General features: G+C 34.9%; 11 protein-coding genes. 9 read left to right on the top strand and 2 right to left on the bottom strand.

Annotated features, from left to right (window positions below; translation table 11 throughout):
• Positions 1 to 36 precede the first annotated feature (36 nt).
• Positions 37 to 1,116, bottom strand: coding sequence for an isoaspartyl peptidase/L-asparaginase family protein (locus MR053_RS02470; protein ID WP_242130899.1), 1,080 nt, complete (start codon positions 1,114 to 1,116; stop codon positions 37 to 39).
• A gap of 113 nt (positions 1,117 to 1,229) precedes the next feature.
• Here MR053_RS02470 and amaB point away from each other — a divergent pair, with 113 nt between their 5' ends.
• Positions 1,230 to 2,792: an L-piperidine-6-carboxylate dehydrogenase gene (gene amaB / locus MR053_RS02465; RefSeq protein ID WP_242130898.1), complete on the top strand. Its 1,563-nt coding sequence runs from the start codon at positions 1,230 to 1,232 to the stop codon at positions 2,790 to 2,792.
• Between the two features lie 130 nt (positions 2,793 to 2,922).
• Here the strand turns inward: amaB and MR053_RS02460 are convergent, their stop codons facing one another.
• Positions 2,923 to 4,056 carry an ATP-binding protein gene (locus MR053_RS02460; protein WP_242130897.1) on the bottom strand — a complete coding sequence of 378 codons (1,134 nt, stop codon included), beginning with the start codon at positions 4,054 to 4,056 and terminating at the stop codon, positions 2,923 to 2,925.
• 246 nt (positions 4,057 to 4,302) lie between these two features.
• Here MR053_RS02460 and MR053_RS02455 point away from each other — a divergent pair, with 246 nt between their 5' ends.
• The 8 genes from MR053_RS02455 (at position 4,303) to MR053_RS02420 (ending at position 14,000) form a co-directional block, all read left to right on the top strand.
• Positions 4,303 to 5,382 (top strand): DUF4382 domain-containing protein, encoded by a 1,080-nt coding sequence (locus MR053_RS02455; protein WP_242130896.1) that lies wholly within the window; start codon positions 4,303 to 4,305, stop codon positions 5,380 to 5,382.
• A gap of 187 nt (positions 5,383 to 5,569) precedes the next feature.
• Positions 5,570 to 6,571 (top strand): AAA family ATPase, encoded by a 1,002-nt coding sequence (locus tag MR053_RS02450; protein WP_242131775.1) that lies wholly within the window; start codon positions 5,570 to 5,572, stop codon positions 6,569 to 6,571.
• A gap of 77 nt (positions 6,572 to 6,648) precedes the next feature.
• A complete protein-coding gene (locus tag MR053_RS02445) occupies positions 6,649 to 7,515 on the top strand; it encodes a DUF58 domain-containing protein (protein ID WP_242130895.1) in 867 nt (288 codons plus the stop codon).
• A gap of 15 nt (positions 7,516 to 7,530) precedes the next feature.
• Entirely contained in the window at positions 7,531 to 9,192 is a 1,662-nt protein-coding gene (locus MR053_RS02440) for a BatD family protein (protein WP_242130894.1), read from the top strand.
• Complete coding sequence (locus MR053_RS02435) at positions 9,193 to 10,200, top strand: vWA domain-containing protein (protein ID WP_242130893.1); 1,008 nt, start codon at positions 9,193 to 9,195, stop codon at positions 10,198 to 10,200. It abuts the gene before it with no gap.
• A 54-nt stretch (positions 10,201 to 10,254) separates the two neighbouring features.
• A complete protein-coding gene (locus MR053_RS02430; protein WP_242130892.1) occupies positions 10,255 to 11,289 on the top strand; it encodes a VWA domain-containing protein in 1,035 nt (344 codons plus the stop codon).
• Positions 11,290 to 11,354: 65 nt separating this feature from the next.
• Entirely contained in the window at positions 11,355 to 12,200 is an 846-nt protein-coding gene (locus MR053_RS02425; protein WP_242130891.1) for a tetratricopeptide repeat protein, read from the top strand.
• A 27-nt stretch (positions 12,201 to 12,227) separates the two neighbouring features.
• The gene (locus MR053_RS02420) at positions 12,228 to 14,000 is read left to right on the top strand and encodes a BatD family protein (protein WP_242130890.1); all 1,773 of its coding nucleotides are present in this window, start codon (positions 12,228 to 12,230) and stop codon (positions 13,998 to 14,000) included.

Here is a 14,000-nt window from a genome sequence, read left to right as displayed (position 1 = left end):
GTTTTTGTTAAATTACTCTTAAAGTTTAATAAGGGTTTAATCACCATAAATACCAATGTAAAGTTCTCCTTTGTCATTCATAGAAGCCCTATACATACCTTCGGTATTAAACTCCATGCTAATATTTCCATTTTTATCTAAAGCAATAATACCACCAGTACCGCCCATTTGGGTAAGTTTATTTTGAATCACTTCTTTTGAAGCCTCTTCCAAGGTAAGTCCTTTGTATTCCATAAGTGCTGAAACATCATAGGCGACCATACCACGAATAAAAAATTCGCCCCATCCTGTACTTGATACCGCACAAGTGTTGTTATTGGCATAAGTGCCCGCTCCAATTATAGGTGAATCGCCAATGCGTCCCCAACGCTTGTTCGTCATACCGCCCGTGGAGGTACCTGAGGCTAAATTCCCGTGTTTGTCCAAGGCAACGCAACCTACGGTTCCATATTTAGAGTCTTTAATGTCTTCATCATAAAAGGATATTTTGGTATCATGATCCAGTTCGGTATTCTCTTTATTCTTTATCTTTTGAAGTGATTTAAAACGTTTTTTAGTATAAAAGTAACTAGGATCTACGATAGTCAACCCATGCTCTTTGGCAAAGACCTCTGCACCATTTCCCGAAAGCATAACATGAGGTGAATTTTCCATAATGGCCCTTGCAAGACTAATTGGATTTTTAACTGTTGTTGTTCCTGCAGAAGCTCCAGCATTTAAGGTTTTTCCATTCATAATGGAAGCATCGTGTTCGTTTATACCTTCATGGGTAAAAACGGCTCCTTTTCCTGCATTAAATAGTGGAGAATCTTCCAATACATTTATGGTTTTTTCAACGGCATCCAAACTTGTTCCGCCATCTTTCAATATCTTGTATCCCGTACGAATGGCTTCTTCTAGTTTTTTGAGGTATTCCTCTTCCATTTCAGAAGTCATATTCTTCTTTAATATGGTACCGGCACCACCGTGAATGACTATAGCAAACTCTTTTTTTTCCTTTGGTTTAATAGTGTTTTCATTTAATTTATCTTCGGAATTTGAACCATCTAGTTTTTGATTTTCTTTACAATTACAGATAATTGATAAAATAATTAATAAACAAAGTCTTTTTTTCATTGTTTGACTGATTAATTTAACCTATTAAAGGTAGTGTTTTTTAAAACTTTAAGATGGATCTCGAAAGAATAATTATTAGTATCTTAGCTTAAAATTAAATAAATCGTAAAATAATGACGAAAACTAAGGCTGTTACTGCGGATTTCGGAATAAATAAGGTTTTGAAGGAATTAGGTGTTGGGGCTATAAATGAAGGAACTTCAACGGGTTCAGATAATTTTTCAAGTGGAGAGCTAATTGAAAGTTTTTCACCAGTTGATGGTCAATTGATAGGTAAAGTAAAGGCAACTACAAATGAAGATTATGTAAAGGTGATGGACGCTGCAACATCAGCCTTTAAAACATGGAGGTCTATACCTGCACCCCAACGTGGCGAAATTGTGCGTCAGTTTGGAGAAAAGTTACGAGAAAAGAAAGAAGCTTTGGGTAAGTTGGTGTCTTACGAAATGGGTAAAAGCTATCAAGAAGGTTTGGGTGAAGTGCAAGAGATGATTGATATTTGTGACTTTGCAGTGGGGCTTTCCCGTCAGTTACATGGCTTGACCATGCATAGTGAACGTCCGGGACACCGCATGTACGAACAATATCACCCACTTGGTGTGGTTGGAATAATTTCAGCCTTTAACTTTCCGGTAGCGGTTTGGTCTTGGAACACAGCATTAGCTTGGATTTGTGGTGATGTTTGTGTTTGGAAACCTAGTGAAAAAACACCATTATGTGGTGTAGCCTGTCAAAATATTGCAGCCGAAGTGTTTGCTGAGAATAATTTACCCGAGGGCATCTCCTGTTTGATAAACGGAGATTATAATGTAGGCGAATTTATGACCAAAGATTCGAGAATACCTTTAATTTCTGCAACAGGGTCTACCAGAATGGGTAAAATTGTGGCCCAGGAAGTCGCTGGTCGCTTAGGTAAGAGTTTATTGGAGCTTGGTGGTAACAATGCGATTATCGTTACCCCAGATGCCGATATAAAAATGACGGTTATTGGAGCTGTTTTTGGTGCCGTTGGTACTGCTGGTCAACGTTGTACCAGCACACGCCGTTTGATTATACATGAATCGATTTACGATACAGTTAAAAATGCTATTACAGAAGCCTATAAGCAATTGCGAATAGGGAATCCGTTAGATGAAAACAATCATGTTGGTCCGTTAATTGATACCGATGCCGTAAATATATACCAAAAAGCATTGAATAAAATCGTTGAAGAAGGCGGTAATTTAGTGGTTGAAGGGGGTGTACTTTCTGGAGAAGGCTATGAAAGCGGTTGTTATGTAAAACCTGCAATTGCAGAGGCCGAGCCACACTTTAAGATTGTTCAACACGAAACCTTTGCTCCAGTATTGTATTTATTGAAATATTCAGGGGATGTAGAAAATGCTATAGCTATTCAAAATGAAGTTGTACAAGGTTTGTCTTCAGCCATTATGACCAACAATTTACGTGAAGCTGAGATTTTCTTATCACATGCGGGATCTGATTGTGGTATTGCTAACGTAAATATAGGAACTTCGGGAGCGGAAATAGGAGGTGCTTTTGGAGGTGAAAAAGAAACAGGTGGCGGACGCGAATCGGGTTCGGATGCTTGGAAAATCTATATGCGCCGTCAAACCAACACCATTAACTACACAACCAATTTACCCTTGGCTCAAGGCATTAAGTTTGATTTATAGTTAATTAAAAACCTTGTCACAAATCCGAGGTTATCGGCAGGACAAGGTTTATATCATAAAAGATTAATAGCATTACAAATGTAAGAAATTTTAATTAACATATGTTAATTTAATGTAAAACTTTTTCACCTTAGCTATATTGTACTTTTCTTAGCACACGTAAAGACTCTTTGTAAAGGAAATAAAGGTTGCTATCATAGGATTTTAAATAAGCTTTGGACTCGTTAAGCTTGTTTATTGCTTCTGGAAATGCATTAAAATGACAAATTAAATACGTAATAGGTAAGTTTTTTAAATCATTTACTTCATGTTCTGTTAATTTAATTCCTTTCTTAAGTTTATTCAAAATACTATTATTGTTATTGTAAAGATGAAAGAGTATTTTTTTGTCAAATTGTGGTGGTTCAAATAACAACTTGGTTTCTATATTATAATTGGCGTTGTCTGAGAAGTAAATTAGGGTCTCTTCAAGCTTATAATATTTATTTGTGTTTTGAAGCCCAAGATTAACATATTCAACAATCTTAAAACTATCGTCGTTTATTTCAATTGACACTTCATCTAATGCAGAAAAGAAGAGTTTTACTTGTTCGTTAATTAATTCTATATCTACTCTTGAATAAAACGTTTCTTCTTTAACCACCTTTTTTTGTCCCGCCCAACAAACCACAAAGTATTCCTTAAAAACCTTGTATTTAGGGTTATAGTCAACGCGCTTATTCATAAAATCAATAACACCATCTAGAGTATGTTCAATATTATTTTGGGCATTGTTTTCTATAGCGGAAACAATTTGGGAATTAATATCTTTTACTTCAATATCAAAAACTTTAGGCATACTCATACTGCCTTCCCTAAAAAAGACGGAACCTCCATAATATTTCCATATGTTTTTTCTAAGTGAAGTAATTTTATCGTTCGGCCTTATGGTTACCAAACCAACAACTTTGTTACCTGTTAAATGGGGAAAGGGAATGTTTTCATATTGAACTATAGGAGGATTGCTTAAATACGCATTAATGAGGTTTTGAATTTTACTGTCATCAAAAAAATCTACACCTACAATATGATTGTCTTCATCTTCTACTCCAATAACGATATATGAATTGTTTTTAGGGTTGCTATTGGATAGTGCACAAATATGCTTTAAAAATTTAGCCTTACCTTCTTTATAGCTAATATCAACCTTTCTCTTTTTGTCATAAAAACTATTTTCATCATTATGAGCCAAAAGATGTTTTATAAGTAAGCGTTTATTAATCATAAAAAAGTAACGGGTCTTTTTTTATATAAAGTTAATTTTTTAAGTTGTTTATACACTAAATATTCAACGGAAAAATAGTGTGGTTTATCTAAGCAGTCAACACTTTACATAGTTTTTATGCATTTAATGTATTAAACTCTAGAAAGAGGTTTTATTATTGTAATATTGTTTTAAAAAATTGGGTGTAAAATCCAAGACGCTTTTTTATTCGTAGATAAAAATACATGAACTAAAAAACATTCGTATATGAAAAATTTAAAAATTTTAAAGTTTATCTTTCCATTATTCATTTCAACACTTTTCTTTTCTTGTAACGATTCCAATTCAGATGGAGTAAAAGCAGCTCCTACAATTTCAGTGAGGTTAGTGGATGCTCCTGGTGATTATGAGGCGGTTAATGTAGAAATTGTTGATGTGATGATTAAGATGAATGATGATAGTGATGATGAATCAGGCTGGATGTCTCTTGACGCTAATGCCGGCACAGTTAATTTGTTAGATTTTACAGGAGGCATTAGTAAGGTATTAGTTGATAGATTTCCAATCCCAGCAGGAACATTAAGCCAGATGCGTTTAGTACTTGGAGATGGTAATACGGTTGTAATTAAGGAGGGTGATATGAACAAGGAATATAACCTTAAAACACCCAGTGCCCAGCAATCGGGTTTAAAGGTTAAAATCGATGCCTTAATTGAAGAAGGCTTCACCTACGATTATGTACTGGATTTTGATGTTGAAAAATCTATCGTGCATGCTGGTAATTCAAGTAATATTATCTTAAAGCCTGTATTGTATGCAAGCGCAGAGGTTAGTTCAGGAATTATTGAAGGCACTGTTGGTCCAACTGAAGCCTTGCCTGCTTCGGTATCTGTTATAGCCAATGAAGGCACTGCAGATGAATTTGAGATTAACGCCGAAACCGATAGCGAAGGCGCTTTCGCTTTATGGGGTGTACCTGCAGGGACTTATAATGTTTCGGTGATATCTTCTAATGCCGATTATGCTTCTGGAAGTGCAATTGATGTAGTAGTCGTTAACGGAGAAATTACAACCATTGCCGATCCAATTGTATTAATGTTAAATGGGTCTATTAGTGGTACAGTTACAGGAGTTGATGAAGGTGTGGTCATTACCATAGCTATTGATGATGCTGATACTACAAGTGTTGAAGCTGACGATGAAGGCAATTACCTTATTGGAAATGTTGCTCCTGGAAACTATAAAGTAACTATTTCTGCTGAGGGTTATGTAACTCAGGAATTTGATGTTACTATAGATCCGGATGAAGATGAAATAGTTGATGCAGAATTAGTAGCATCTTCATAAACTACAAAATATAATATATACACAAGAGCAACACTTTTAAGTGTTGCTCTTGTGTTTTTTAAGCATCATTAATGCTTGTAGCATCAATATTTTAACCAATCATTAACATCATGTCCCAAATTATTTTAACAATTTGCAATGCTCAAATAAGCATGTTATATTCGGGCTTTTTAAAATTTAACAAATGATGGAAGATACAAGTACAATTGACATTAAGACGATTAACGAGAAAATTGAAAAAGAAAGTGCTTTTGTTGATTTATTGACGTTAGAAATGAATAAGGTTATTGTAGGGCAAAAGTATATGGTAGAACGCCTGCTTATAGGTCTCTTAGGCCAAGGTCATATATTGCTTGAAGGTGTGCCAGGTTTGGCAAAGACTTTAGCTATAAATACTTTGGCACAAGCAGTAGATGGTAGTTTTAGTCGTATACAGTTCACTCCCGATTTATTACCTGCTGATGTTACAGGAACATTAATCTATAACATAAAGGCAAACGACTTCTCTATAAAGAAAGGGCCTATTTTTGCCAATTTTGTATTAGCAGATGAGATTAACAGGGCTCCTGCCAAAGTACAATCGGCGTTACTGGAAGCCATGCAGGAAAAACAAGTTACCATTGGCGATGATACTTTTACCCTAGATAAACCATTTTTGGTAATGGCTACACAAAATCCAGTAGAGCAGGAAGGAACCTATCCGCTACCAGAAGCTCAAGTAGACCGTTTTATGTTAAAAACGGTTATCGATTATCCAAAATTGGATGAAGAACAATTAATCATCCGTGCCAATTTAAAAGGAGATTGGGATAAGGTTAATCCAGTGGTTTCTCTAAAACAAATTTTAAATGCACAAAAAGCTGTTAGGGAAGTGTATATGGATGAAAAAATTGAAAAATATATTTTAGACATCATTTTTGCAACACGATACCCAGAAAAATATAAACTTGCCGATTTAAAACCTTTAATTTCCTTTGGAGCATCACCCCGTGGAAGTATTAACCTTGCTACAGCTGCTAAATGTTATGCCTTTATTAAGCGACGTGGTTATGTTATTCCAGAAGATGTTCGTGCCGTGGTTCACGATGTTTTGCGACACAGAATAGGGATTACCTACGAAGCTGAAGCAGAGAATGTAACTTCAGTAGATATCATCAACAAAATCGTTAATGAAATAGAAGTACCTTAATCAGTAGACAGTATTCGGTTTACAGTTAAATAATTTTTACAACTATAAATGGGTTACTACAACTACATGCTGAAAAAATGGATACTAAAGAATTACTAAAGAAAGTACGTAAGATAGAGATTAAGACACGCCGGTTGTCTGATCATATTTTTGGAGGTGAATACCATTCTACCTTCAAAGGGCGTGGTATGACCTTTAGTGAGGTTAGGCAGTACCAATTTGGTGATGATGTTAGGAATATTGATTGGAATGTTACCGCGCGCTATAACGAACCTTTTGTAAAGGTTTTTGAAGAAGAACGTGAACTCACTATGATGCTAATGGTAGATGTTTCAGGATCGAAACTCTTCGGAACTATAGAACAGTTTAAAAATGAAGTCGTCACAGAAATAGCAGCGACTTTAGCCTTTTCAGCAACACAGAATAATGACAAAATAGGATTGATTTTGTTTTCAGATCAGGTAGAACTTTATATTCCACCTAAAAAGGGGCGCTCACATGTATTACGTATTATTCGTGAATTGATAGAATTTGAACCAGAAAGTAAGAAGACCAATTTGACTGAGGCTTTAAAATTCTTAACCAATGTAATGAAGAAAAAAGCCATCGTATTTGTATTATCCGATTTTATTGTGGAGAATTACGATCATACTATGAAAATTGTCTCAAGGAAACACGACGTAACAGGAATTAGGATCTATGATAAGCGCGAAGAGTTTATTCCTAATTTGGGTATGGTGCAAATGCTGGATGAAGAAACTGGTGAGCTTATGCTGGTAAATACATCTTCAAAGCAGATTAGGCGTAATTATGAAAAATTCCACAGGGAAAAGGTTAATTATTTTAAAGAAAGTTTCTCGCGATCAGGAGCAGGAACCATTGATTGTAGGGTTGATGAAAGTTATGTCAAAAAACTATTGGGATATTTTAAGCAAAGGGGATAAAACGATTAACGATTTATGAATTACGATTTTCGAATTATGAGAATAAAAGCATCGGTCATCGGTCATCGGTCATCGGTCGTGTTTTCTGTATTCTGTATTCTTTGTTCTTTATTCTCATTTGGTCAAGTTAAATCATCAATAGACTCCACTTCCATTACAATAGGAGAACAGATTACCTATAAAGTTGAAGTTGAAACCGATACAACAAACATGGTAGTTTTCCCCGAAGGGCAAACCTTTTCACCATTGGAAATGATAGAGTCTTACAGGATTGACACTATTAAAAATAGCGATAAATACAACCTGATTAAAAAATATGCCCTAACTCAATTCGACTCTGGGGCATATACTATTCCAAGCCAAAAAATACTTGTAGGAGATAAAACCTTTTTTACCGATTCATTAAAAGTTGAGGTTAACAATGTTGTTGTAGATACAACCAAACAGGGGCTTTATGATATTAAACCAATAATTGAGGTTAAAAAGAAAGGGAGCAATTGGTGGAAGTATGTTTTGATAACCCTACTGATAGTTGGTGTTATTGCCTTTTTAATGTATTGGTTTATTTGGCGGCAAAAACCTTTGACCGAAGAACAAAAAATAGCCTTGTTACCGCCTTATGACAGAGCTAAACTAGCTCTAAAAAAATTAGATGAAAGTCATTATTTAGAACAGGCTGAACTGAAAGAATACTATTCAGAACTAACACTTATCATCAGAAAATATTTAGACGAAAAGGTATACGATCATTCCTTGGAAAGTACTACCGAAGAATTGATAAGCAGACTACGGTTATTAAGGGAAGGAAATCAAATAGATCTAAGCCAAGACACCATAAAAAATATAGAAAGTATATTACGACGTGCCGATTTGGTAAAGTTTGCCAAGTCTACTCCAGATATTGCTTTAGCCGAATTGGACCGAAATACGATAGATACTGAGATTGACCATGTAAAAGAAGTCTTGCCAGAACCAACAGAAGAAGAAAAGTTGTTGGATGAGAAATACAGAGAAGAGCTTGCGAGAAAGAAAAAGCGCCGTAAAATTATGGTTACAACAGTAGTTGGTATATCATTACTCATAATGTCTTTTATTGGCTTTTCACTTAAATACGGTTTTAATTATGTAAAGGATACTATTATTGGGCATGACAGCAAAGAATTATTAGAAGGCGATTGGATAACTAGCCAATATGGAGTGCCCCCAGTAACCATTTCTACTCCTAAGGTTTTAAAAAGAACTGAGGTTTCATTACCAGACGAGTTAAAACAACAAATGAGTATGACTTTATTTGCTTATGGTACACTACTAGATGAATTTAGTGTTGTTGTTAATACCACGTTATTAAGTCAGCCTCCAAAAGATGGGATAGATATTGAAAAGACAATAGAAGAGAGCTTAAAGGGTTTAGAAGCTCAAGGAGCAAAAGATATAATAACATTCAACAATGAGTTTGCGACACCTAATGGAGCAGAAGGAGTCAAAACCTATGGTACTTTAAAATTCGATGTGCTTAAAACAGGTAATTTTGTTGAAGCCAATTATGTCATGTTACATTTTATTTCAGAAAACGTGATTCAGCAAATTATGATTACCTATCCGTTAGACGACGTATATGCCGACCAGATTATTGAACGCATTTTAAACTCAATAGAACTAAAACCTGGAGAAGCATAAATGTTAGAAGGTATTGAATTTTTAAATAAAGAGTTTTTTTGGTTGTTGTTGGTGTTACCAATAGTAATTCTATGGCACTTAGTAAAGCGCAATAAACTAACCCCTGAGCTTAAAATATCCAGCTTAAAAGGGTTTAAAACAACTGCATCTTGGTTGCCAAAATTCAAACACGCGCTTTTTGTTCTAAGGCTTTTGTCATTAGTCCTATTAATTACAGCATTGGCTAGGCCACAAACGGTTGATGTTTCTACAAAAACAAAAACTACCAAAGGGATAGATATAGTTATGGCCATAGATGTTTCTGGAAGTATGTTAGCTAAAGATCTGTTACCAAACAGACTGGAAGCCTTAAAAAAAGTTGCTGCCGATTTTATAAAAGGTAGACCGAATGACCGAATTGGATTAGTGGAATATGCAGGTGAAAGTTATACCAAAACACCTATTACGAGCGATAAAGCCATTGTACTTCGTTCATTAAATAGTATAAAATACAACAATATTATTGAAGACGGAACGGCTATTGGCATGGGTTTGGCGACTGCCGTAAATAGGTTAAAGGATAGCAAAGCCAAGAGTAAGGTTATTATTTTATTGACAGATGGTGTTAATAATTCAGGATTTATAGATCCTAAAATAGCCAGTGAATTGGCTGTGGAATATGGCATAAAAACATATACCATTGGTATTGGTACTAACGGTATGGCATTATCGCCTGTGGCAAGAGATCCTAGAACTGGAGATTTTCAGTATCGTAGAATTCAGGTTGAAATAGATGAAGCTCTTTTAAAGGAAATAGCCGATGCAACGGGAGGCAAATATTTTAGGGCAACCGATAATAAAAAGCTAAAAGATATTTATGACGAAATCAACAAACTTGAAAAAACAGATATAGAAGAATTTAAGTTTTATAACTATGAAGAAAAGTACAGACCCTTAGTACTTTTGGCTGGTTTTTTATTGCTATTGGAGCTGATGATTCGCTTTACTGTTTTTAGAAGCTTTATATAATAAAACAAAAAATAGTTTAGGGATTTGGAGTTTTAATATTGGAATTTTAGAAAGATGCAATTAGAAGAAAAAATATGGTTTTGGATTTTAGGAGTCATTCCTATAATTGTGTTATGCTTTTTAATATTGCAACTTTGGAAGCACAATACCCAAAAGAAATTTGCAGATAAGCCCCTGTTAAAAAGACTAAGCCCTAATAAATCATTATTTAAATCGGTGTTAAAAATAGCTCTTATTTGTTTAGTCTTTGCATGTATTGCTATTGCAATGGTAAATCCAAAAGTAGGTACAAAATTAGAAACTGTTAAACGAGAAGGCGTCGATATTGTTTTTGCTATAGATGTATCTAAAAGTATGTTGGCCGAAGACATAGCCCCAAACCGATTGGAAAAGGCAAAACAACTAGTGACTCAAATTGTAAACAACTTGGCGAGCGACCGCATTGGCATTATTGCCTATGCTGGCAAAGCATTTCCACAGTTGCCCATTACAACAGATTATGCAGCGGCCAAGATGTTTTTGCAGAATATGAACACCGATATGCTTTCCTCACAAGGGACAGCCATTAACGAAGCCATTAATCTAGCTAAAACCTATTATGATGATAAAGAACAGACGAATAGGGTATTAATAATCATTTCAGATGGTGAAGATCATAGCGAAGAGGCAGCAGTAGAGGCAAAGGAAGCTATAGAAGCCGGGATTAGGATTTTCACCATAGGAGTAGGAGATCTTAAAGGAGGTCCTATACCAGAGAAAAAAAACGGTGTTGTTGTTAGTTATAAAAAGAATAGTGAGGGAGAAACAGTAATTACCAAATTAAATGAAGAAACATTACAAAACATAGCCAAAGAAGCTAATGGAGCTTACATTAATGGTAAAAACACTAGCGATGTTGTAAATACCATAAGGGAAATATTGAACAATATGGATAAAACTGAGTTTGAAGCCAAGCAATTTTCCGATTTTAAATCACAGTTCCAATGGTTTTTAGGCTTTGCTATTTTCTTTTTAGTCTTAGATATCTTCCTTTTGGAACGAAAAACAGAGTGGTTAAAGAGATTAAACTTGTTTAATGAGAACCTATAATTTTATAAATATTTTAACTAACAAAAATAGAGGGTTTTATATCTTGCTTTAAGAGTTTTTGAAAGATGAAGAAGATAATTTATATAGTGTTTTTATTTAGTATTGGGGTTTCCAGTTCCCAAGAGCTTGACAAATCCCAAAAGTTGGCCTTAAAGAAAGCCAACAACTATGTTTATGAAGGAAATAAACTAATAGTTGAAGATTTTGTTGAAGCAGAGATGGCTTATAGAAAAGCTATTTCAGAACAGCAATCAACAGTTGCGGGGAATTACAATCTTGGGAATTCGTATTACGAAAATGGGAATTTTGAGGAAGCATTGTTTCGCCATCAAGAAGCTATTAAACATACTAGTTCCAAGTCAGAAAAGCATAAGGCTTATCATAACATAGGAAACATTTTAATGCAAAATAAGAAGTGTAAGGAAGCAGTTGAAGCCTATAAAAATGCATTAAGAAATAATCCTATGGATGATGAAACGCGTTATAACCTCGGCTTGGCCAAGATTTGTGCCGAACAACAAAAGGACCAACAAGACCAGAATAAGAACAACGAAAACAAGGATCATCAGGATCAAAAGAACCAGCAAGATCAACAGGATAAAAAAGATCAAGAGGGCGATAATAAAGAAGAAAACAACGAGGACCAAGAAGGTGAGGAGGATAAAAAGCAAGGTGAAGACCAAAAAGATGAAGATGGAAAACCTAAAGACGAAGAAAAGGATAAAGGTAAGGAAGGAGAAAAGGATAAAAAAGAACAGCCTCAACAGCCTAAGCCACAGCCTGGCCAGCTGTCCCCTCAACAAGTAAAAAGTTTGTTGGAGGCCATGAACAACCAAGAACAAAAAGTACAGGATAAAATAAATGCCGAAAAACAAAAAGGTATAAAAATTAAAACCGAAAAAGATTGGTAATAAACTTAGGAGACTGAAGTTAGAAGTATGAAGTTAACCAAATATATATCTATAATAATCTTGTTTGTATCAAGCTTAACTTGGGCTCAAGTAACTTTTGAAGCAAAGGTTAGCAAGAAAACACTTGGGATAAACGAACGCTTACGTGTCGATTTTGAAATGAATCAAGATGGGGATAATTTTAATCCGCCTGGTTTTTCTGGCTTTACTATTGTTGGCGGCCCTAACCAATCGGTTAGTAATTCCTGGATCAATGGTAAGAGAACATATAAAAAAATATATAGTTATGTTTTAGCGCCAAAAAAACGTGGAGATTTTACCATAGGCCAGGCATCGATAACAATTGATGACGAAACCTTTAAAACCATACCAATAGATATTACTGTTACGGCTGCTGTAGAAAAGCCAAAAGACCCTAATGACCCTAATTATATTGCTTCAGAAAATATCCATTTAGTTGCAGAAATATCTAAAACCAGTCCGTATTTAAATGAAGCCATAACGGTAATTTACAAGTTGTATTTGGCACCCAGTATTAATCCTTATGACGTAAATGTCTTGGATAATCCACAGTTTAATGATTTTTGGAATCAAGAAATTAAGTTAAAGGAATTAAAAATGGAAAGAGGCTCCTATAATGGAGAAGACTATAATTATATAGTATGTAAAAAGCTGGTTTTATACCCTCAAAAAACCGGTAAATTGGATATTGAACCGCTAAGCTTAAATGTAGTGGTGTCTGTACCAACCAATAGACGAGATATTTTTGGAAGCCGCATTATGACCCGTTTAAATACAACTGCTGTTAGTAGCAAAAGAATCATTGATGTAAAAGCATTACCAGAAGCAGGTAAACCTGTTGACTTTACTGGAGCCGTTGGCGACTTCTCGTTTAAAGTAACAACCTCTAAAACCGAGTTGGATGCTACAGAATCCTTACAGGCCAAGGTTGAGGTGAGTGGTAAAGGAAACTTAAAACTGTTTAATCTACCTAAAATTTCTTTACCTAGTTCATTGGAAGTTTATGAACCAGAACATTCAGAAAGTGTCAGGACCAATTTAGAGGGTATGCAAGGCAGTATTAGCGATAACTATACTATCGTACCGCAATATAAGGGTAAGTACCCCATACCAAGTATCTCGTTTTCTTATTTTGATTTAGAAACGGAAAGCTATAAACGTCTTTCTTCTGAAGAAATAATTATCGATGTATTGGACGGTCCAATAAACTCTAGCAATGGGAACAACAATGTAGTCTCAGATAATAATATAAAACAACGCATTGTTTTAAATAATGATCAGTTTAAGTTCATAAAAACTAAAACTAGTTTTACTGCAATAAGCACAGCACATTTCTTTAAAACTAAATTATTTTGGTTATTAGTGCTTTTGCCTTTTTTAGCTATTCCATTGGCTATGGTAATTAGAAAAAAGAAAAAAGACATGGCAGCGGACGTGTTTGGAAACAGAATAAGACAGGCAGATAAGTTGGCTAGAAAGTATTTGAGTAAGGCCAAGAGAGAACTTGGAAAAAAAGAAGCCTTTTACATTGCTCTAGAAAAAGCTTTGCATAATTACCTTAAGGCTAAATTACATATTGAAACAAGTGAATTAAGTAAGGATAGAATCAAGGCTTTGTTAAAGGATAAGGGAGTAGATGCTGAAGTAATTACAGGTTTCAACACTATTTTAGAGAGTTGTGAGTTGGCACGTTATACACCAATTACCACAGTAACCATGCAAGACGATTATAATAAAGCAGCAAAAACAATAACATTAATAGATAAACAGGCACGTTAA

This window comes from Aestuariivivens marinum (assembly GCF_022662175.1).
In the GTDB taxonomy this organism is placed as follows: Bacteria; Bacteroidota; Bacteroidia; order Flavobacteriales; family Flavobacteriaceae; genus Aestuariivivens; species Aestuariivivens marinum.
The sequence above is the reverse complement of the archived record's forward strand: the minus strand, read 5'-3'. Positions and strand labels throughout refer to the sequence as shown.